Source organism: Pseudomonas sp. 9Ag, assembly GCF_902506445.1.
GTDB classification, from domain to species: domain Bacteria; phylum Pseudomonadota; class Gammaproteobacteria; order Pseudomonadales; family Pseudomonadaceae; genus Stutzerimonas; species Stutzerimonas stutzeri_AB.
Genome location: NZ_LR733836.1, coordinates 3,675,400 through 3,696,630, shown reverse-complemented (window position 1 = coordinate 3,696,630; position 21,231 = coordinate 3,675,400). Strand labels below are relative to the sequence as shown.

Annotated in this window: 18 protein-coding genes and 1 pseudogene; 10 read left to right on the top strand and 9 right to left on the bottom strand. The window is 63.0% G+C overall.

The window, feature by feature from the left end; genetic code table 11:
- The first annotated feature begins 7 nt into the window (after positions 1 to 7).
- The 3 genes from ALTERO38_RS16785 to ALTERO38_RS16775 are packed head-to-tail and all read left to right on the top strand — an operon-like array spanning position 8 to position 2,224.
- The gene (locus ALTERO38_RS16785) at positions 8 to 421 is read left to right on the top strand and encodes a biopolymer transporter ExbD (protein WP_159969078.1); all 414 of its coding nucleotides are present in this window, start codon (positions 8 to 10) and stop codon (positions 419 to 421) included.
- Entirely contained in the window at positions 421 to 1,131 is a 711-nt protein-coding gene (locus ALTERO38_RS16780; protein ID WP_159969077.1) for an energy transducer TonB, read from the top strand. The genes ALTERO38_RS16785 and ALTERO38_RS16780 overlap by 1 nt, the downstream gene beginning before the upstream one ends.
- 1 nt (position 1,132) lies before the next feature.
- Positions 1,133 to 2,224, top strand: a complete 1,092-nt coding sequence (locus ALTERO38_RS16775) for a hypothetical protein (RefSeq protein ID WP_102838114.1) — start codon at positions 1,133 to 1,135, stop codon at positions 2,222 to 2,224.
- A 307-nt stretch (positions 2,225 to 2,531) separates the two neighbouring features.
- Here ALTERO38_RS16775 and ALTERO38_RS16770 read toward each other — a convergent pair whose 3' ends face one another.
- The 4 genes from ALTERO38_RS16770 to ALTERO38_RS16755 form a co-directional block, all read right to left on the bottom strand.
- Complete coding sequence (locus tag ALTERO38_RS16770) at positions 2,532 to 3,044, bottom strand: DUF3299 domain-containing protein (RefSeq protein WP_159969076.1); 513 nt, start codon at positions 3,042 to 3,044, stop codon at positions 2,532 to 2,534.
- 8 nt (positions 3,045 to 3,052) lie between these two features.
- Positions 3,053 to 4,318 carry an ABC transporter permease gene (locus ALTERO38_RS16765; RefSeq protein WP_159969075.1) on the bottom strand — a complete coding sequence of 422 codons (1,266 nt, stop codon included), beginning with the start codon at positions 4,316 to 4,318 and terminating at the stop codon, positions 3,053 to 3,055.
- A 3-nt stretch (positions 4,319 to 4,321) separates the two neighbouring features.
- Positions 4,322 to 5,029, bottom strand: a complete 708-nt coding sequence (locus tag ALTERO38_RS16760; RefSeq protein ID WP_159969074.1) for an ABC transporter ATP-binding protein — start codon at positions 5,027 to 5,029, stop codon at positions 4,322 to 4,324.
- Between the two features lie 66 nt (positions 5,030 to 5,095).
- Complete coding sequence (locus tag ALTERO38_RS16755) at positions 5,096 to 5,698, bottom strand: DUF2796 domain-containing protein (RefSeq protein WP_159969073.1); 603 nt, start codon at positions 5,696 to 5,698, stop codon at positions 5,096 to 5,098.
- Between the two features lie 109 nt (positions 5,699 to 5,807).
- Between ALTERO38_RS16755 and ALTERO38_RS16750 the strand changes: the two genes are divergently transcribed.
- Complete coding sequence (locus ALTERO38_RS16750; protein ID WP_159969072.1) at positions 5,808 to 6,149, top strand: hypothetical protein; 342 nt, start codon at positions 5,808 to 5,810, stop codon at positions 6,147 to 6,149.
- 22 nt (positions 6,150 to 6,171) lie between these two features.
- On the opposite strand, the gene ALTERO38_RS16745 is transcribed toward ALTERO38_RS16750, so the two are convergent.
- Positions 6,172 to 7,032: a neutral zinc metallopeptidase gene (locus ALTERO38_RS16745; protein ID WP_159969071.1), complete on the bottom strand. Its 861-nt coding sequence runs from the start codon at positions 7,030 to 7,032 to the stop codon at positions 6,172 to 6,174.
- An 89-nt stretch (positions 7,033 to 7,121) separates the two neighbouring features.
- Positions 7,122 to 7,556 (bottom strand): DUF411 domain-containing protein, encoded by a 435-nt coding sequence (locus ALTERO38_RS16740; protein WP_159969070.1) that lies wholly within the window; start codon positions 7,554 to 7,556, stop codon positions 7,122 to 7,124.
- A 173-nt stretch (positions 7,557 to 7,729) separates the two neighbouring features.
- Between ALTERO38_RS16740 and ALTERO38_RS16735 the strand changes: the two genes are divergently transcribed.
- A complete protein-coding gene (locus ALTERO38_RS16735) occupies positions 7,730 to 8,269 on the top strand; it encodes a DUF4345 domain-containing protein (RefSeq protein WP_159969069.1) in 540 nt (179 codons plus the stop codon).
- Positions 8,270 to 8,360: 91 nt separating this feature from the next.
- On the opposite strand, the gene ALTERO38_RS16730 is transcribed toward ALTERO38_RS16735, so the two are convergent.
- From ALTERO38_RS16730 to ALTERO38_RS16720, 3 genes and pseudogenes are all read right to left on the bottom strand, one after another.
- Positions 8,361 to 9,146 carry a type IV pili methyl-accepting chemotaxis transducer N-terminal domain-containing protein gene (locus ALTERO38_RS16730; RefSeq protein ID WP_159969068.1) on the bottom strand — a complete coding sequence of 262 codons (786 nt, stop codon included), beginning with the start codon at positions 9,144 to 9,146 and terminating at the stop codon, positions 8,361 to 8,363.
- A 173-nt stretch (positions 9,147 to 9,319) separates the two neighbouring features.
- Positions 9,320 to 9,928, bottom strand: coding sequence for a two-component system response regulator NarL (gene narL, locus ALTERO38_RS16725; protein ID WP_234484583.1), 609 nt, complete (start codon positions 9,926 to 9,928; stop codon positions 9,320 to 9,322).
- A pseudogene (locus ALTERO38_RS16720) lies at positions 9,906 to 11,933 on the bottom strand (histidine kinase). Before ALTERO38_RS16720 ends, narL begins: the two are co-directional and overlap by 23 nt.
- A 221-nt stretch (positions 11,934 to 12,154) precedes the next feature.
- On the opposite strand from ALTERO38_RS16720, the gene ALTERO38_RS16715 reads away from it, so the two are divergent.
- The 5 genes from ALTERO38_RS16715 (at position 12,155) to narH (ending at position 21,228) form a co-directional block, all read left to right on the top strand.
- Entirely contained in the window at positions 12,155 to 13,756 is a 1,602-nt protein-coding gene (locus tag ALTERO38_RS16715; protein ID WP_159969066.1) for an antiporter, read from the top strand.
- 15 nt (positions 13,757 to 13,771) lie between these two features.
- Positions 13,772 to 14,230, top strand: a complete 459-nt coding sequence (locus tag ALTERO38_RS16710) for a universal stress protein (RefSeq protein WP_045430483.1) — start codon at positions 13,772 to 13,774, stop codon at positions 14,228 to 14,230.
- A gap of 14 nt (positions 14,231 to 14,244) precedes the next feature.
- A complete protein-coding gene (locus ALTERO38_RS16705) occupies positions 14,245 to 15,732 on the top strand; it encodes an MFS transporter (protein WP_159969065.1) in 1,488 nt (495 codons plus the stop codon).
- Between the two features lie 102 nt (positions 15,733 to 15,834).
- Positions 15,835 to 19,590: a nitrate reductase subunit alpha gene (locus ALTERO38_RS16700; RefSeq protein ID WP_159969064.1), complete on the top strand. Its 3,756-nt coding sequence runs from the start codon at positions 15,835 to 15,837 to the stop codon at positions 19,588 to 19,590.
- A gap of 99 nt (positions 19,591 to 19,689) precedes the next feature.
- Complete coding sequence (gene narH / locus ALTERO38_RS16695; RefSeq protein ID WP_159969063.1) at positions 19,690 to 21,228, top strand: nitrate reductase subunit beta; 1,539 nt, start codon at positions 19,690 to 19,692, stop codon at positions 21,226 to 21,228.
- Positions 21,229 to 21,231: the final 3 nt, after the last annotated feature.

The window sequence follows — 21,231 nt, the reverse complement described above, 5'->3', positions numbered from 1 at the left end:
TTAACGGATGCGTATGCGTCGTCACCACTACCAGCAGGAAGAAGACACCAGCATCGACCTGACGCCGATGCTCGACGTGGTTTTCATCATGCTGATTTTTTTCATCGTCACCAGCTCCTTTATCAAGGAATCCGGTGTCGAGGTTCAGCGGCCGCAGGCCGACACCGCCAGCGCGCAGGACAAGGGCAATATCCTGATTGCGGTGACGGCGGATGGTCAGGTCTGGATCGACAAGCAGGCCGTGGACGTACGCAGCGTCAGGGCCCACGTCGAGCGCATGCGCGTCGACCAGCCGGAAGGTGCCGTCGTGGTGCAGGCCGATCAGGATGCGCGCACGGGCCTTGTGGTTCAGGTGATGGATCAGGCACGTCTCGCCGGGGTTCAGGACGTGGCCCTGGCCGCCAGTTCGGGAGCGCAGTGATGGTCCGTGGGCTGACCCGCGTCGGGTTGTCCTTCATCGCTGCCTGCGTGGTGGCCTTGCTGCTGTTTGCGCTGATGTTGAGCATGGTCAACCCGCCCCGAAGCGAGGTGACCGACGAACCGGTGGCCATTGCCAATTTCGTGCGGATGGACACCAGCAACGAAAGCACTGCGACCCGCTCGCGGCAGCAGGCACCGCAACCGCCTCAACCAAAGACACCCCAAACCCCCACGCCTCCGACCCCGAGCATGGCGACTCCGAGCGCCAATCTGCCGAAGCTCGATTTGCCCCTGCCGAACATCGATACCGGTGTATCGGTCGCCAGTGCGCCAGCGTCCAGCCTCGCCGGGCTGACAGCCGCGTCCGCTCCGGCAGCACCTCCTGCGCCAGCCGCTCCTTCGGCAGACGAGACGGCAGGACAGTCCGGTCCCGAGCAGGAAGTTATGCCGCTCAATGATGTTCGTCCCGAATACCCTTATCGGGCGCGTCAGCGCGGCATCGAAGGGCATATCAAGCTCGCATTCACCATCACTGCCGCCGGTAAGGTCGAAAACATCCGCGTACTGGAGGCTTCGCCGTCGAATGTGTTCGATCGCGAGGCCCGCCGTGCCGCGGCCCGCTGGCGTTTCGCCCCGCGCACCGAAAATGGTTCCGCGGTTTCGCGTGAAGCCGTGAAAACCCTGCATTTCCGCCTGCAAGGAGAACGCTGACATGCCCCGTTTGCTGTTGTTGATCTCGTTGTTGTTCGCTGTATCGGCTCAGGCTGCCCAGAGCGTTGATCCTTCGGTGTTCAAAGCATTGGAGCGAGCCCAGAGTGCGCAGGAGAAGGGCGACTATGGCGCTGCGCATCGCGCGCTGAAACAGGCCGAGGCAAAGCCAGGCAGTGCAGAGGAAGCCTTGTTATGGCGCAGCCGGGCGTATCTGGCCTGGGCTGAAGGCAACAATCGTCAAGCACTGGAGCTGCTCGACAAGGCGATCGCCAGTGGCAAGCTGGACGAGGCAATTCTGCCGAATGAGCGGCTCAACCTGGCGAAACTCAACCTGATCGAACGCCGCTATGCCAAGGTCATCAGCCTGTTGGGGTCGCCCGCCAAGGCAAGTGAAGACGTCCTGAAGATGCTGGTGCAGGCGTATCAGGGGCTCGGGCAGCATGCCAAGGCATTGCCACTGGCTGAGCGTTACGTGCAAGCCAACCCCAACGCTGCGGACACCTGGTTGCAGTTTCTGGTAGGCGGCAATGCCGAGCTGAAACGTTACGAGACGGCAGAGCGTTGGCAGAGCCGGCTACTCGCTCGTCATCCAGATCAAGCCAAGAGCTGGCGGCAGTTGGCGGGCTTGCAGCAGATGGCTGGCGACGAGGACAAGGCGCTGGCAACCCTGCGTGCGGCTCATGCCAAGGGTTTGCGCTTCAGCGAAGCCGAGCTGGACAATCTGGTGTTGCTTGCCGGCGCTGCTGGCCAGCCCTGGCAAGGTGCGAAGCTGCTTCAGGGCATGCTCCAGTCGCGCCTTCTAGCCAGCGATGCCAAACGGCGCGAGCGTCTGGGCATGCTCTGGTGGCAGGCCCGTGAGCGTTCGGAAGCGGCGCAGATCTACCGCGATCTCGCGGCGCAATCCGGCAGCGCCAAGTTCTGGCTGAACGTCGCACAGCTGGAACTGGAACAAGCCCACTGGCAGGCTGGTCTCGATGCGCTGAAACAGGCCGAGCGCGCGGGAGCCGAGCGGCGCAAGGTTCGCTCCTGGCGGGAGTGGGCCGAAGGCGAGCTGAGCTTCGAGCGTCAGCGTCAGGTCGCCAGCACTCGCTGACGGTGATGGGGTGAACTGAGATGGCGCTTTCAGGCAGCGCTGAGATGTCCTGAACGAGCGCTGCGCACGCTGCGTAGTAGAGGCAAACAGAAACCCCGCACCGACGCGGGGTTTCGCTTTTCTGCGTGGTGATATGCGGATGCTGGTTAGCGAAGGGCGAGTTCGCCCGCTGTGATGTGCGAGGCTCAGTTATTACCGTGCGTCCACGATATGCGCTGTTACCTGCTGCCAGCTTGCAAGACGACATCGATTGGTATCGCTCAATGACGCGGTTCAGCTAGTTGATAACGGCGTCGCAGCGCTGCCTTTATTCAAGCTCGTAGAGATAGATCTTCTGCGCTTCCATGCGATAGCCCGCATCGGCCAGTTCACTGGTGGCGTGTTCGACTTTTAGCGGACCTTCGATCCAAAAGGGCTGGTACAGCTCATCCACTTTCACGCCGAGCTCGCTGGTGGCATGCACGATCTGGTTGGACGGCGGTGGCGGCACATGAATGCAGGCGCCGAAATAGGGCACCAGCAAAAACTCGGTCACTCGTCCGTCCTCGCCCATGTCCAGCGGCACGATATAGCCAGGCAGCTTGACCTGAACGCCATCTAGTTCTTTGACGACCGGCTCGGCGGGCGATTGCTGAGCCGCAGCCGGGCCCGCTTCCGCAGCCAGCGCATCGGCCAATTGCGACATATCGTGGATCGCTACCGGCGGTGGCGGCGGCGGAGCGTCCGCTGGGATCAGGTCCGACCATTGCAGCTCTCGAACATCGGCAGCAGCGAAGGGCGCCGCTAGGGCGAGCAGGGTGGCAAAAAGCAGGCGAGACATGGAAATCCTCATAATCTGATCGACAGGCCGTCGGCCAGTGACTGCCGGTAAGCGCGCCACGCCGGCACACAGCCCATCAGCAGGCCAGCCAGCAGTATGCCCGCCAGCAATGACCACTCATAGGCGCTTGGCAGTGCCAGCGGCAGGTAGAGACCGTAGTGACTTTGCAGCGGCCCCTGCGCCACCGCAATGGCGATGTACAACAGCAGGAGCCCGAGCAGCGCGCCCGCGAGTGCCAGACTGAGGGCTTCGACCACCAGCAGGCCGGCTATATGCCAGGGGCGTGCGCCCACCGAACGCAGGATCGCCATTTCCCGGCGCCGCTCGTTGAGGCTGGTGAGGATCGCCGTGAGCATGCCGATCAATCCGGTCAGCACGACAAACAACGACACCACGAACAGGGCCTGTTCAGCGGTGCCCATCAGGCTCCAGAGCTCCTGCAGCGCCACCCCGGGCAGGATTGCCAGCAGCGGCTCGCCGCGGAACTGGTTGATTTCACGTTGCAGTGTGAAGGTGGCGATCTTGCTGTTGAGGCCCAACATGAATGCGGTGATCTGTTTGGGCTGCAGATCCATCTGGCGCGCCTCTTCGGCATCGATGCGCGCCGCGCCGCGGGCTGGCATGCCGTTCTGCCAGTCGATATGCAGCGCTTCCATGCCCGCAAGGTTGATATGCAGCGTGCGGTCCACCGGCGTGCCGGTGCGTTTGAGGATTCCGACTACGTGAAAAGGCTTGTCGTCATGTTTGACCAGGCTGACCGTGGCGACGCCGTGCGCCAGCACCAGTTGGTCGTCCAGCTTGTATTTCAGTGCCTCAGCTACTTCGGCGCCCAGCACCACTTCGAACGGATCGTCGGCGAATGGCCGGCCTTGCGCCAGTTGCAGGGGCTGCTTGCGGCCGTAACGGTAGTGCTCGAAATAGGCGCTGCTGGTGCCCATCACGCGATAGCCGCGGTGAGAGTCACCCAGGGAAATAGGGATCGCCCAGCTGACTCGGGAATGCGCGGCGAAGTGCTCGAAGCTCTCCCAGCGAATATTGTTGGTGGCGTTGCCGATACGGAACACCGAATAAAGCAGCAGGTTTACCGAGCCGGAGCGGGCGCCGACGATCAGGTCGGTGCCGCTGATAGTGCTGGCGAAACTGGCTCGAGCCTCGGTGCGCACGCGCTCCACGGCGAGCAGCAGGCATACCGATAGCGCGATAGCGAAAACGGTGAGCAGAGCGGTGAAACGGCGGTTATTCAGGCTCGCCAAGGCCAGGCGCAACAGGTACATGGCCTACAACTCCGGGGCGCGTGCGGCGTGATTGAGGTCCGCCAGTGAAAGGCTACGGTCGAAAAGTGGCGCCAGGCTCTGGTCGTGGCTGACGAATAACAGGCTTGAACCGGCTTCTCGACACTCGGCAAACAGTAGTTGCAGGAAGGCTTCGCGGCTGTCGGCGTCGAGCGCCGAAGTGGGTTCGTCGGCGATCACCAGCTCCGGCTGACCGATCAGTGCACGCGCCGCCGCGACGCGTTGTTGCTGACCGATCGACAGTGCTTCGGCCCGTCGCTCAAGCAGGCTCTTCGGTAGGCCGAGATGCTGGAGCAGGCTTGCCGCTGCCTGCGCAACACTGCCGTGTCGCTGTCGTGCGCGTTCGGCTCGCGTCCAGGAAAAATGACAGGGCAAGCCGACGTTTTCAGCCACCGAAAGGAAGGGCAGCAGGTTGAACTGCTGAAAGATATAGCCAGTGTGATCGACCCGGAAACGATCCCGCGCACCGGCCGAAAGCGCTGCGAGATCGGTGCCGAGCAGCTGAACCGTTCCGCGCTGCGCTTTCTGCACGCCGCCAATCAGGCCCAACAGGGTGGTCTTGCCGCTGCCCGACGGCCCCTTGAGGAACAGGCTCTGGTTGGATGCCAGCGTGAAGTTGGGAATGTCGAGCAGCTCCGCCTGGCCCGGCCAGGCGAAACCCAATTGGTGCAGTTCAAGCAGTGATGCGGTCATCGAGATGATCCGTGTCGGGCGAGCCGGGAGTTTACTGCGTCGAGCCAGGCGGCAGACAGGATCAGATCAGAAGGCTGCGCGTGGCTGGTCCGCGGTGAGTTGCACGCCCTGTTGACCTTTCGGACCGATCAGCTGTGCCTGGATCTTCTGCGTATCGGGGAACACTTTGAACAAGCCTTGCAGATCGAGCGCCTTTAGCGCTTCGGGCGTGGCGCAATTGAAGTGGTAATGCGCGTGGATTTCGCTGTGTTGGCTTTCATGATCTTCATCGTGCTCGTGCTCGTGCTCGTGCTCGTGCTCGTGCTCGTCGTCATGGTCATGGCCCTCGCCTTCGAATAGCGGGCTCTCCAGCTCGGATTCGGCCAGGGTGCAGCCTGCTGCCGCAGGCAGGCCGAACAGCCCGTTCGGTTGTTCCAGCTGTTTGCGTGCATCGGCGACCTTGCGCTTATCCGCTTCGCTGCTCGGCGCGTGCTCGAAACCCACCAGATTCATCGCCGGGCTGCGCAATTCGACTTCCAGCGTGGAACCGTCCAGCGCCGCGTCCAGTTCCGCTGCGCCATGCTCGTGGGCGCCGAGACTGTCGTGGTGCGCATGGTCGTGATCGTGTTCAGCAGCCAGAGCAAAACCGGGCAGTAAGGCGAAGGGCAGGGCAAGCAGCAGACGGCGCATGGCAGACTCCATATCAATTAGTGGTTACGTTATAACAAATGTTTGCAGTCGCTGGCCAGTCTCAACGTCTCGTGGGAGCATGCGACCCAATGTCTTCAGGAGAGTGGCGATGATTCGAATTCGCGGCCATGTCGGCGAGCTGCCGGTGGACCTCAGCATTGAAATGGACGACCACGACTGGGCTCAGCTGGCGCGTCAGATGCCCGCCGCTCATGCCGAGACCGCCCCGGTGCGACCGGCCGACAAGCCGACGGCTGATCCCCATTGGCACGAGGCGCAACGGTTGTTGCGCGCGGCGCAGAGCATGGACGGGCCGCAGCTGTTAGCGGAGCTGCAAGCGCTGGCCGGTAGCGCTCAGATGGGCAAGCGCCTGCTGGTGCGGTTGCGTCACTGCGCGCAGGTCAAGGTGGACAGCGGTGCGGATGCGCCGGTCTACCGCTGGATCGACTGAATGGCTCAACCGGCGTTCCGAATTAAAGACGTTGGGTCTGGAAGGTATCGCAGCGTGTCGGGTCGCCACTGTCGAAGCCGATACGAAACCACTTCACCCGCTGCGCAGAGGTGCCATGGGTGAAGGCATCCGGAACGACCCGGCCCTGACTTTGCTGCTGCAAACGGTCGTCGCCGATGGCGTTCGCCGCGTTCAACGCTTCCTCAAGATCCCCTTCCTCGAGCCAGTCATGACGCTGCTGGGCGTGGTTGGCCCAGACCCCGGCAAAGCAATCCGCCTGCAGCTCCTGGCGAACCAGCAAGCCGTTGTCACCCTCCATACGCGCGCCGCGCTGACGGGCAGCCTGCATCTGTTGCGATCCGCCCAGCAGCGTTTGCACATGGTGGCCGACCTCATGGGCGATCACGTAAGCCTGAGCGAAGTCGCCCGCGACCGAAAAGCGCGAGGCCATCTCATCGAAAAACTGCAGGTCGAGATACACCTGTTGGTCGCCCGGACAGTAGAAGGGGCCAACTGCCGAATTGGCGAAGCCACAGGCTGAGTTCACGCCACCACGAAAAAGCACCAGAGTGGGGTCTCGGTACTGCTGACCAGACTGCTGAAACAGAGCGTGCCAGGTGTCCTCGGTATCGCCCAGGATTGACTGAACGAAAGCAACCTGCGGGTCGTCGCCGTTGGCCGGGGCGCTGGACTGCTGGGTTGGTGTAGGACCGGACTGATCAGCCAGCTGACCGAGGATCTGCATCGAATCCTGGCCGGATAACAAACCGATCACCACCACGATAGCGACGCCCGCCAGAGTCAGGCGCCCGCCACCGATGCCTCCGCTTCGGCCGCGAGCGTCCACCACATTGTCACTGCGACGAGCCTTTCTCCAGCGCATGCCTGAATCCCTCTGCCGGTTGCTGATTCCGGTCAGACCGGCTTCAGGGACTGCAAATTCAGCGACTCGTAGGCGTTTCGTCTGTTTCGTCAGTCTGCCGGGTACTCGGCCAGCACCGACTGCTCACCCTTGTTGCCCACGGCGATCACCTTGAACGCATCTTTATGTTCGCCCATCTCCATACCGGGCGAGCCCATGGGCATGCCGGGCACCGCCGCACCGATCAGATCGGGTTGTACTCGGAGCTTGAGGATGTCGGCAGCCGGGACGTGGCCTTCGACGAATTTTCCGTCGATCACGCCGGTATGGCAGGAACCCAGGCTATGGGGCACGCCGAGACGGGTCTTGACTGCGGCCATGTCGGTTTCGACGTGATCGTCGACCTCAAAGCCGTTGGCTTCCAGGTGCTCTATCCATGCCTTGCAGCAACCGCAATTGGCGTCGCGGTGCACCTCGATGGCAATGGGGTCGGCTGCCTGAGCGAGGCTGGCGAACAGAGCGGTGACGAGCAGTAAACGGCGCATGAAGATCACTCCGGCGTGAAAGTGCGCAGCATATCCGCATGCTCGTGGGCGCCCAAGCCGAGTCATGTGAGCGAATGTCACAGGAGGCGGACGCGGGGAGGGCGGCGAACCAAAACGGGGTGATCCGGTCGGATGTCCATCATGGTGCGGAGCCGCTGTCAGGAGAGTTTTCGATGCGTTTTGCCCGTTTCGTTCTGCTCGCGCAGGCGTTGGTGATGGCCTGCCTCAGTCTGGCCTACTGGCTGCGGCCTCACGAGATGGCCAATCTGAACGGCATGCTGTTGATGGAGACTGCGTCGGTCAGCCATATGCGCGTCTACTACGGCGGCTTGCAGTTGGGGCTGGCGCTGTTCCTGATCTGGAGCGCCCGCGCACCGGAGCGAGCTCGCCCAGCCTTGATCATGCTGGTAATGACCATGGCGGCGCTGGTGCTGGGAAGGCTGGTGTCGCTCTGGGTGGACGGCGGTGAATTGGTCGGCTTCGATCTGGCCTCGATGCTCTACCGCGTACTGGCTGTAGTACTTGCTGGCCTCGCCTGGCGCGCCGTGCGCGAGCTTCCGGAGCCAGAGTCGGAGCGCCTCGAGCCTGCTACCCATCGGCTCGTCAGCGAATCACCGATGCCATTCAAGTTGGGTGACACCCCACCGCACGCAGAGCCTGGTCCAGGTGAGCCTTCACCTCAGCCGTTCCGTCGCGGAGATCCTGTCGCCTGATCTGAGGCCGGGTGGCCGAGGTCTGTCAGGTATCCGCCTAACGAGTTGCCGCTGCTCGGATGTGCCGGATGAGTCTCTTCAGCTGATGCACTCATCGGGCGCTTCCGGCCAGGCGTTCGTAATCCAAGGTCAGTTGTTCAAGCTTGCGCAGCAGCGAGTCGCTGGTGGTGACGATCACGGTAGGCACGAAGCGAGAATCGTCCGCCAAGGTGAAGCCGGCCCGGGCGAAACGCCATTGGGTATCGATCTTCTCGAGCTGACTAACGATTTGCGCGGTGTTCTGCGGCGCCGTTTTCAGCTCATTCAACCCCTGTTCGAACTCATTGACTGCAGCGTCGAAATCGCTGCGCAAGCGCTGCTCTGGCAGCTTCCAGCTCATGGCCAGGTAAAGCATGGCGATGCGCTGACTGAGCATGCGTTGGCGCCCGCTGCGGTTTACCAGCCGGGCGGCCTGACTGCCGCTGTGACGCTCGATCTTTCCGACCAGCGCTTCGCTCTGGCTGAGGAAGCGGTCAGCCAGGCGCAGCAGTTCGGCGGATTGGCTGCGGTTCGGGCGGGTCAAAGCCAACTGACGATACTGGTGCCAGGTGTCAGTTGCTTCGTTCAATGCTTTGCGAATATCCCCTTCAGCGGCGTATTCATCGAGCCACTGAGCGTTCTCCTCGACGCTGGCAATGCTGTTGTCGAGCTGACTGGCGGCGAGGTCGACACGGGTGTCGGTGCCGATCATCAGGTAGGTTTTGGCGATGCGTTGGCTGAGCATGCGCTGCATGCCGGCGCGGTTGACTGCTTCTGCGTCGCTGATGCCGGCCTGACAGGGCAGGCTGCCGGACAGCAGACCGAGTAGCAGCGTGATGATTAGCGAAATTTTCAACATGGAGCGCTCCTGACGTCCGGGCGGGCGCGATGCTGACCGATCGGTCAGTCGACGTGGGCGAGACGATAGAGCGCTGCGCGCTGACGGCATTGATGATTATCAAGGGCGCCGGAGCGGTGCTTCAGCTTGAGGCGTGACGCACACAAACGCAGTGCAGAGTGGGCGCCTCTGGCTCAGCCTTTGGCCTCGTGCTCCAGGACCCAGACCGCCGCTTCCACCCGCGAACGCAGGCCCAGCTTGTGCAGCAGATTTTTAACGTGGACCTTGACGGTGCCTTCGGTAATACCGAGCTTGCGCGCGATCATCTTGTTGCTCTGGCCTTTGGCAATCTGGCGCAGGACCTCTTTCTCGCGCTTGGTCAGGCTGGAGAATGGCACCTGCCCGGTGGGCTTGGGCCGCACCCGAATCGCTTCGGCGAGCACCTGGGTCAGTTCAGGACTCAAGGCCATACGGCCGGTCGCCGCCAGGCGGATCTGCTCGATCAGCTGTTCGGCGTCCATGTCCTTGAGCAGATAGCCGTCAGCACCGTTGCGCAGGGCTTCGAGTACATGGCCCTGCTCATCAGACACGGTAAACATCACGATGCGTGCGTCGATGTCCACGTCGCGCATGCGCCGGGTGGTTTCCAGCCCATCGATACCCGGCATGTTGAGGTCCATCAGGATGAGGTCGGGCTCGGTCTGTTGCGCAAGCGCGATGGCGTCCTCGCCGTTGCCCGCCTCAGCGACCACCTCAAGGTCATTTTCCAGTTCCAGCAGGTCACGCAAACCCCGACGCATCATGGGGTGGTCGTCGACCAGCAGGATTCGTGCAGTAGTCCCTTCGTTCATGCGTGACCCGTTCCTGTTTCAGGGGAGATGTGGCGGTAGGCGGGCGGGAACCGCAGGTACACCAAAGTGCCTCCCGCAGGGCGCCGGCCGATGTTGATGGTGCCGTTGAGGCTGTTGGCTCGCTCGCGCAGGATGATCAGGCCATAGTGGCCGGCACGCTGCTCTTCAAGGCGGATGCCGACGCCGTCGTCCTCGATCTTGACGTGAATGGTGCCGACGCTGTCCTGGGTCAGGCTCAGCCAGCAGTGCTCTGCCTCGGCATGCTTGACCACGTTGCTAAGCGCTTCGCGGACGATCTGCAGGCAGTGCACTTCTTCGTTGGGCGTGAGCGGGCAGTGATCGAGTTGGTAGTCACTCTCGACCTGCAGCCCCGAGTTGGCGCTGAACTCCTGAATCGTGGCGTAGAGCGCCGGTTTGAGCCCGGGTTCGTTGACCTTGATGCGAAAGGTAGTGAGCAATTCGCGCAGCTGGCGATACGCTGAATTCAGCCCCTGCTCGATCTGCTGCACGCTGTCGTCCAGTTGTGCCTGGTCGCTCTGCTTCTGCATCAGCCGCTTGAGGCGTGCCAGTTGCAGTTTCTGCGCGGCTAGCGCCTGGGCCAGTGAATCGTGCAGCTCACGGGCTATCACCGCACGCTCCTCCATCAAGGCCAGGCGCGCCTGTTTCTGGCCGAGTCGGGCCAGACTCAGCGATGCGGCGAAGAGATCGGCCAAGGTCGTCAGCGGTAGCGTTTGCCAGGGCCGCAGTGGCTCGCCTGTGCGACTGGCCACCCGCAGCGAGCCCAGCTCGTCCGGTCCTGAGCGCAGCTCGAACGTCAGCAGTTCTTCGCCAGTCGGCAGTCGGCCGGTCTGGTTCACCGGGCAGGCCTCGCACTGAGGCAGCTGGCAGTATTCCGGCGGCTGCAGATTGTGGGAGGTCATCGCCGTGTGGCTGCCCGCTTCGGCGGATCGGTTCAGGCACAGCGAAATCGGGCCGGTGTCGAGGATCTGCTGCACCTTGCTGAGTTGCGCGCCCATCATCTGGGTGGGGTCATCCGGCTTGCTGTAGAGCATCCGGGCACTGTCGAACAGCAGCTGCAGCGTGGCGTTGCTGCGAGTCAGGGCAGCGGTCTTGTCATCGACCTTCTGTTCCATGTCCGCGTAGAGGCCGGCCAATTCCTGGCTCATCTGGTTGAGCGTGCGGGCCAATAGGCTCAGCTCGGTATCGCCGGGAATCTGCACCTGGCCGCTGAAATCGCCCTTGCCGATATCGCGCGCCATCCGGGTCAGGCTGCGCAGCGGCGTGGCCAGGTTGTTGTGCAATCCGTAGATCAGCACAAAGGCGATCACCACGATGACGAACAGCGTACCGGCCTGCAGTGCGCGGATAACGCTGAGCTTGCCTTCCGAGGCCTCCTGCAGCGTGCGAACGAAGGTGTCCAGCTCGTTGACGAACGCTGGCGCCTCCCGACGGTACTCCTCCAGCCGCGCCGGTTGCGCATCGAGCAGGGGGCGCATGCCTTGCTCCCAGTGCTGCGACACCGCGGCGTGCAAAACCGGCAGACGGGTACCGTCGTGGCGGTGCAAGGCCGAGCGCAACGAAGGAGAACGCAACGTCTGCTGCAGGGTTTCAATGCGCTCATAGAGCAGGGCTTGCGAGCCGTGTTCGGCCGTGAAAGCCAGGCGGTAGGCCTGCATGCGCAGACTGCCAGCCTGATTGATCGCCTCGGCATCGCCTTCCAGGGCGTCCGCCAGGTAGAGGCTGGCAAGCATGCTGACCAGCGAGACACCGATGATCACCACGAAGGCCACCAACGTATTGAACACGATCGAGTGACGGGTGGAGAGCGGCTCGCTTTCGGTTGCAGACATGTTCGGCTCGACGGTCAGGCGATGCCACATTCTGCGCCTGGTCGGTCCAGCTGGCCACGGGTGAGAGCGTACCTCCAATGCTTTTGAACCCTCCTCTGAGGCGCCACCGCTGGCCGGCGCCACTACCTAACCTGCTGATTCAATGACATTTTTATTGTTGAGATAGGGATACCTCGCAAGAGGTAGTTAGAGGGTGTGTGGCAAATCGCCATTCACCCTGTGTTGACCACAGTCAAATTCGGATCGATCCCCCCCGCTTAGCGTGCAAGCCATTCCTGAACCCGCTGCGTTTGCCGGCCGGGTGTCTTGGCGCCAAGAGGATCGACCAATGAGCAATATCGAAAAGTGGGACGTGGAGGACCAGATCTTCTGGGACACCACTGGCAAGCGGGTCGCCAATCGCAATCTGTGGATTTCCATTCCGAGCCTGCTGATGGGCTTCGCCATCTGGCTGATGTGGGGCATCGTCACGGTGCAGATGCTCAACCTGGGCTTTCCCTTCGCGCCCGCCGAGCTTTTCACCCTGACCGCCATCGCCGGCCTCACCGGCGCCACCTTGCGCATTCCAGCGTCGTTCATGATCCGCATCGCTGGCGGGCGCAACACCATCTTCCTGACCACCGCACTGCTGATGATTCCTGCCGCCGGCGCGGGCATTGCCCTGCAGAGCCAGGACACACCGCTGTGGGTCTTTCAGCTGCTCGCCTTCCTCTCTGGTATCGGCGGCGGCAACTTCGCCTGCTCGATGAGCAACATCAGCACCTTCTTCCCGAAGAACCAGCAGGGTTTGGCCCTGGGCCTCAATGCCGGCCTCGGTAACTTCGGTGTCACCACCATGCAGATCCTGATCCCTCTGGTGATGACTGCCGGTGTGTTCGGCTTTATCGCCGGCGACCCGATGACACTGGTCAAGGACAGCGGCACCTTGATCGGCGGCATTCCTGCCGGAACCGATACCTGGATTCAGAATGGCGGTTGGGTCTGGCTGCTGTTCCTGGTGCCGCTGGCTTTCGCCGGCTGGTTCGGCATGAACAATCTGCTGGTGATCTCGCCGACGCCGGGTTACCCGCTGAACGCCTTCGGCAAGATTCTTGGTCTCTACGCCGTGGCCTTTTTCGCCGCCGCCGTCGGCCTGTACCTCTACCTGCCTGCGCCGACTGGCCTCGGCGTGCTGAATATGTGGGGCGTGATGCTGCTGACCATCGGCGCGACGCTCGGCATGCTGCGCCTGCTGCCGGGCAGCATCAGCCCGAACATCAAGCGCCAGTTTGCGATCTTTCGCGACAAGCACACCTGGTCGATGAGCGTTCTCTACATCCTGACCTTCGGCTCGTTCATCGGCTTCTCCATGGCGCTGCCGCTGTCGATCACGGTGATCTTTGGGTTCATGAATGAGGTCGGCGCTGATGGCGTGGTGACCCGTGTCGCCAACCCTAACGCACCGAGTGCGCTGACCTACGCCTGGATCGGGCCGTTCATTGGCGCCCTGATCCGCCCGCTGGGCGGCTGGATTTCCGACAAGGTCGGCGGCTCCATCGTCACCCAGGTGATCTCGGTGGTCATGGTTGGTGCCTCGGTCGCGGCCGGCTACGTGATGCAGCAGGCCTACAGCTCGGCCCAGCCTGAAGAGTACTTCTTCCTGTTCCTGGTGCTGTTCCTGGTGCTGTTCGCCGCCAGCGGCATCGGCAACGGCTCGACCTTCCGCACCATCGGCGTCATCTACGACCGCGAGAAGGCCGGCCCGGTACTCGGCTGGACCTCCGCTGTCGCCGCCTACGGCTCCTTCGTCGCCCCGATCGTGATCGGCGAACAGGTCAAGGCGGGCACCCCGGAAGTGGCTATGTACGGCTTCGCGGTGTTCTACGCGCTGTGCCTGATCCTCAACTGGTGGTTCTACCTGCGCCCCAACGCTTACGTGAAGAACCCCTGAGTCCGGAGAGCCGCCATGAACATCATGCTTGCCTACGACAACTCGCGTAACGCCAGGAAAGCCCTGGACGCCACCCTCGAGATGTTCGGTCCGCTCAACCCCCTGATCATGCTGATCGGGGTGGTGGAAGACACCCGCGATACCAGCGATTCGGCGGCCGAGCTCTACGAGCGTGAACGCCGCGAATTTCAGGCCTTCCTGCAGGAGGCGGCGGCCAAGGTCAGTGCTTTCGGCCTGGACGTCGACGTGATGCTGGCCGAAGGGGACGCCCGCAAGATGATTCTCAAGGCCGCCGAGCACAAGAAGCCCGACCTGCTGGTCATCGCGCGGCATTCCAACGAACCGGACGGCGGCTTCATCTCCCGCTCGCTGAATCTCTTGGTCGACGAGCTCGACTACATGACCTTCGGCAGCGTCAGCGCCTTCCTGGCCCGCCGGGCGCCTTGCCCGGTCCTGATTCAAGCCTGCCCCTGAGTGAGGAGCTCAACATGAGAGTTTCTACGCTGTTCGAATGGAAGCGCCCCGAGATCCGGGCCCTGCACCTGACCTGGATTGCCTTCTACATCTGTTTCTTCGTCTGGTTCGGCATGGCGCCGCTGGCCTCCAGCATGCTGAAAAGCGTGAACTGGCTGACGCCCGAGGACCTCAAGCTGTTCGCCATCGCCAACGTGGCGCTGACCATCCCGGCGCGCATCCTGGTCGGCATGGCGCTCGACCACTGGGGGCCTCGCCGGGTGTTCTCGGTGCTGCTGGTGACGATGGCGGCGCCCGCGCTGTTTTTCGCCTTGGGTGATAGCCGCACCCAGCTGCTGGTGTCGCGGCTGATCCTCGGCTCCATCGGCGCCAGCTTCGTGGTTGGCATCCATATGACCGCCATGTGGTTCAAGCCCAAGGACATCGGTTTCGCCGAAGGCTTCTACGCCGGCTGGGGCAACTTCGGTTCAGCCGCTGCCGCCATGAGCCTGCCGGCCATCGCCATCCATGCCTTCGGTGGGCCGGAAGGCTGGCGCTGGGCGATCGCCAGCTCGGCGATCATCATGGCCGTCTACGGCGTGTACTACTGGTTCGCGCTCACCGACGGCCCGGTCGGCACCATCCACCGCAAGCCGCACAAGGCCAGCGCGCTGGAAGTCAGCACCTGGGCCGACATGATCAAGCTGATCGTCTGGACCATCCCCATGGTCGGCGTGCTGGGCATCTTGGTCTGGCGCATCGAGGGGCTGGGTTACCTGGGTGCGACCGGCGCGGCGATCTGCTACTCGGTGATCGCGCTGGTGGTGATCTTCCAGGTGGTGCAGATCCTGCGGGTCAACATACCGATCCTGAAGAAGGGCGTGCCGGAAGACGACAAGTACCCCTTCAACACCGTGGCTGCGCTGAACTCCACCTACTTCGCCAACTTCGGTGCGGAGCTGGCGGTGGTGTCGATGCTGCCGATGTTCTTCGAGCTGACCTGGGGTCTGACCCCGACCACCGCGGGCATCATTGCCGCCTCCTTCGCCTTCGTGAACCTGGTGGCGCGGCCCATGGGCGGGCTGGTCTCCGACCGTTTCGGCAACCGCCGCTTCGTCATGCTCGCCTACATGCTCGGCATCGCCGTCGGGTTCTTCCTGATGGGGCTGATGAACGCGTCCTGGCCGCTGATCGTCGCTGTCGCCATCACCGTGGCCTGCTCGATGTTCGTCCAGGGCGCCGAGGGTGCGACCTTCGGCATCATCCCCTCGATCAAGCGCCGGGTTACCGGGCAGATCTCCGGCATGGCCGGGGCCTACGGCAACGTTGGCGCCGTCTGCTACCTGACCCTCTACACCTTCGTGACCCCCTCACAGTTCTTCATGGTGATTGCCGCCGGTGCGTTCGTCAGCTTCGGGCTCTGCCTGCTCTGGCTGAAGGAGCCCGAGGGCGCGTTCTCCGACGAGTACTACGTGTCCAGCGTGGACCGCGAACTGGAGGCCCGCCAGAAGCTTGCGTCCTGACGTTTCTACCCTGATGCGCCGGTCCCAGAGATCGGCCAGCCGAGATTGATAAGCCGACCGGTCGGGCCCGTGGTTCGCAACCGGAGTGAGGAGAAATAACCAATGAGCCACTTGCTCGATCAACTGCGCTTCTTCAACAGGAAGCAAGACGAGTTCGCCGACGGTCATGGCGAAACCCGCATCGAATCCCGCGACTGGGAGAACGTCTACCGCTCGCGCTGGCAGTACGACAAGATCGTGCGCTCCACCCACGGGGTGAACTGCACCGGTTCGTGCTCCTGGAAGATCTACGTGAAGAACGGCCTGATCACCTGGGAAACCCAGCAGACCGACTACCCACGCACCCGCAACGACTTGCCCAACCACGAGCCGCGCGGCTGCCCGCGCGGCGCCAGTTACAGCTGGTACATCTACAGCGCCAACCGCCTGAAATACCCCAAGGTGCGCAAACCGCTGCTCAAACTGTGGCGTGAGGCGCGGCGCAGCATGACCCCGGTCGACGCCTGGGCCAGCATCGTCGAGGACAAGGCTAAGGCCGAGTCCTACAAGAGCAAGCGTGGCATGGGCGGTTTCATCCGTTCCAGCTGGGAAGAGGTCAACGAGATCATCGCCGCCGCCAACGTCTACACCGTCAAGCAGTACGGCCCGGACCGCGTCATCGGCTTTTCGCCCATTCCGGCCATGTCGATGGTTTCCTACGCCGCCGGTAGCCGTTACCTGTCGCTGATCGGTGGTGTGTGTCTGAGCTTCTACGACTGGTACTGCGACCTGCCACCGGCCTCGCCACAGGTGTGGGGCGAGCAGACCGACGTGCCGGAGTCGGCCGACTGGTACAACTCCAACTACATCATCGCCTGGGGCTCCAACGTCCCGCAGACCCGTACCCCGGACGCGCACTTCTTCACCGAAGTCCGTTACAAGGGCACCAAGACCGTCGCTATCACCCCGGACTACGCCGAAGTCGCCAAGCTCACCGACCTCTGGCTCAACCCCAAGCAGGGCACCGATGCCGCCCTGGCCCAGGCGTTCGCCCACGTCATCTTCAAGGAATTCCACCTCGAAACGCCGAGCGCGTACTTCCGCGATTACGCCAAGCGCTACACCGACATGCCGGTGCTGGTGCGCCTGAACGAGAAGGACGGCAGCTACATCGCCGACCGCTTCCTGCGCGCCTCGGACCTCGCCGACAACCTCGGGCAGGACAACAACCCCGAGTGGAAGACCATCGCCGTCGACGGCAGCACCGGCGAGCTGGTTTCGCCGCTCGGCTCCATCGGCTACCGCTGGGGCGAGAAGGGCAAGTGGAACATCGAAGCCCGCGAAGGCAAGGACGGCCGTGACGTTGACCTCGCCCTGACCCAGATCGAGGGCGGTGAGACGGCCGAGGTTGCCTTCCCGTACTTCGGCGGCATCCTCCACGAGCACTTCCAGCACGCCGAAGGCGAGAGCATCCAGTTGCGCCGCGTCCCGGTGCGCAGCATCACCTTGGCCGACGGCAGCACCACCAAGGTCGCCACCGTGTTCGACCTGATGGCCGCCAATTTGGGCATTGACCGTGGTCTGGGGGGCGGCAATGTCGCCAAGAGCTACGACGACGCCAGCGTGCCGGGCACCCCGGCCTGGCAGGAAGTCATCACCGGCGTGGCGCGTGAGAAGGCGATCCAGATCGCCCGCGAATTTGCCGACAACGCCGACAAGACCCATGGCCGTTCCATGATCATCGTCGGTGCGGCGATGAACCACTGGTACCACATGGACATGAACTACCGCGGCCTGATCAACATGCTGATGTTGTGCGGCTGCGTCGGTCAAACCGGTGGCGGCTGGGCGCACTACGTGGGTCAGGAAAAACTGCGTCCGCAGTGCGGCTGGCTGCCGCTGGCCTTCGGCCTAGACTGGAGCCGTCCGCCGCGGCAGATGAACGGCACCAGCTTCTTCTACAACCACAGCTCGCAGTGGCGCCACGAGAAGATGAGCATTCACGAAGTGCTCTCGCCGCTGGCCGACAAATCGCAGTTCCCCGAGCACATGCTCGATTACAACATCCGCGCCGAACGCGCCGGCTGGCTGCCCAGCGCGCCGCAGCTCAACCGCAACCCGCTGCAGATCTGCCGTGATGCCGAAGCGGCCGGTCTGTCGCCGGTGGACTACGTCACCCAGTCGCTCAAGGACGGCTCGCTGCGCTTCTCCTGCGAGCAGCCGGACAGCCCGGAAAACTTCCCGCGCAACATGTTCATCTGGCGCTCCAACCTGCTGGGCAGCTCGGGCAAGGGCCACGAGTACATGCTCAAGTATCTGCTGGGCACCAAGAACGGCGTGATGAACGAGGACCTCGGCAAGCGCGACGGCTTCAAGCCGACCGAGGCCGAATGGCAGGACGACGGCGCCATCGGCAAGCTCGACCTGGTCACCACCCTCGACTTCCGCATGTCCTCGACCTGCGTGTACTCCGACATCGTCCTGCCGACTGCGACCTGGTACGAGAAGGACGATATGAACACCTCGGACATGCACCCCTTCATCCACCCGCTGTCGGCGGCCATCGACCCGGCGTGGGAAGCGCGTTCGGACTGGGAAATCTACAAGGGCATCGCCAAGGCCTTCTCGAAGATGGCCGAAGGTCACCTGGGGGTGGAGAAGGATCTGGTCACCGTACCGCTGCTGCACGACAGCCCCGGCGAACTGGCTCAGCCATTCGGCGGCACCGACTGGAAAACCGCTGGCACAGATCCGCAGCCGGGCAAGAACTGCCCGAACATGGCGGTGGTCGAGCGCGACTATCCGGCCACCTACAAGAAATTCACCTCCCTCGGCCCGCTGCTCGACAAGCTCGGCAACGGCGGCAAGGGCATCAACTGGAACACCCAGGCTGAGGTCGATTTCCTCGGCGAGCTGAACTACAAGGTGCGCGACGAGGGCGTCAGCCAGGGGCGTCCGCAGATCGAGTCGGCCATCGACGCGGCCGAGGTCATCCTCAGCCTCGCGCCGGAAACCAACGGCCACGTGGCGGTGAAGGCCTGGGCCGCGCTGTCGGAATTCACCGGCCGCGACCATAGCCACCTGGCGCTGCCCAAGGAGCACGAGGCGATCCGCTTCCGTGACATCCAGGCACAGCCGCGCAAGATCATCTCCAGCCCGACCTGGTCAGGACTGGAGGACGAGCATGTGTCGTACAACGCCGGCTACACCAACGTTCACGAGTTCATCCCGTGGCGCACCATCACCGGCCGCCAGCAGTTCTTCCAGGATCACCCCTGGATGCAGGCCTTCGGTGAGCAACTGATGAGCTACCGGCCGCCGATCAACACCCGCACCATCGATTATGTGAAGGGCAAGAAGAGCAACGGCCATACCGAGATCGTCCTCAACTGGATCACCCCGCACCAGAAGTGGGGCATCCACAGCACCTACTCGGACAACCTGATCATGCTCACCCTGAGCCGTGGCGGCCCGATCGTGTGGATGAGCGAAGTCGACGCCAAGAAGGCCGGCATCGAGGACAACGACTGGATCGAGTGCTTCAACGCCAACGGCGCCCTGACGGCCCGTGCGGTGGTCAGCCAGCGCGTGATGGAAGGCATGGTGATGATGTACCACGCACAGGAACGCATCGTGAACGTGCCCGGCAGCGAGACCACCAAGACCCGCGGCGGCCACCACAACTCGGTGACCCGCGTGGTGCTCAAGCCCACCCACATGATCGGCGGCTACGCCCAGCAGGCGTACGGCTTCAACTACTACGGCACCGTGGGCTGCAACCGCGACGAATTCGTCGTGGTACGCAAGATGGCCAAGGTCGACTGGCTCGACGGCCCGAATGGCAACGACCTGCCACAACCCCTGCCGCAAGACATCTGAGGAATAGGCCATGAAGATTCGTTCACCCGAGGTGGCAGCGCATGGTCCCCGGACCATGCCCGCTCTAGAGATCAAGGCGCCGGTTGTGGAGGCTGCACAATGAAAATTCGTTCACAAGTGGGCATGGTCCTGAACCTGGACAAGTGCATCGGCTGCCACACCTGCTCGATCACCTGCAAGAACGTCTGGACCAGCCGCGAAGGCATGGAATACGCCTGGTTCAACAACGTCGAGACCAAGCCCGGAATCGGCTACCCGAAAGAGTGGGAAAACCAGGACAAGTGGAAGGGCGGCTGGGTGCGCAATGGCGACGGCACCATCAATCCGCGCATCGGTGGCAAGTTCCGCGTGTTGGCGAACATCTTCGCCAACCCCGACCTGCCGACCATCGACGACTACTACGAGCCGTTCGACTTCGACTACCAGAACCTGCACACCGCGCCGATCTCCGAGCATCAGCCGGTAGCACGGCCGCGCTCGCTGATCTCCGGTCAGCGCATGGAGAAGATCGAGTGGGGCCCGAACTGGGAAGAAATTCTCGGTACCGAGTTCGCCAAGCGGCGCAAGGACAAGAACTTCGACAAGGTCCAGGCCGACATCTACGGCCAGTACGAAAACACCTTCATGATGTACCTGCCGCGCCTGTGCGAGCACTGCCTGAACCCGACCTGCGCCGCGTCCTGCCCGAGCGGGGCGATCTACAAGCGCGAGGAGGACGGCATCGTCCTCATCGACCAGGAGAAATGCCGCGGCTGGCGCATGTGCATCAGCGGCTGCCCGTACAAGAAGATCTACTTCAACTGGAAGAGCGGCAAATCCGAGAAGTGCATCTTCTGCTTCCCGCGCATCGAGGCCGGCATGCCGACCGTCTGCGCCGAAACCTGCGTCGGCCGCATCCGCTACCTCGGCGTACTGCTGTATGACGCCGACCGCATCCATGAAGTAGCCAGCACGGTCAACGAGCAGGACCTCTACAAGAAGCAGCTGGAGATATTCCTCGACCCGTCCGATCCAAAGGTCATCGAGCAGGCGCTCAAGGATGGCGTGCCGATGTCGGTGATCGAAGCCGCGCAGAAGTCGCCGGTATACAAGATGGCCGTCGACTGGAAGCTGGCCCTGCCGCTGCACCCTGAATACCGCACGCTGCCGATGGTGTGGTACGTGCCGCCGCTGTCGCCAATCCAGAACGCCGCGGCGGCCGGACACGTCAGCATGGACGGCGTGCTGCCAGACGTCGACAGCCTGCGCATTCCGCTGCGCTACCTGGCCAACCTGCTCACCGCTGGCGACGAGGAGCCGGTCAAGCTTGCCCTCAAGCGCATGCTCGCCATGCGTGCCTACAAGCGCGCCGAGCAGGTCGATGGCGTGCAGGACCTTGAGGTACTGGACAGCGTCGGGCTGTCGGTGGCCCAGGTCGAGGACATGTACCGCTATCTCGCCATCGCCAACTACGAAGACCGCTACGTGATCCCGACCGCGCACCGCGAAGAGGCCATGAGCGACGCCTTCGCCGAGCGTTCCGGTTGCGGCTTTAGCTTTGGCAGCGGGTGCTCGGGCGCCTCGGACACCAACATGTTCGGCGCCAAGAAGGCCAACCGCCGCGACATCATCCAGACCGTCCGGCTGTGGGAGGACTGAGCC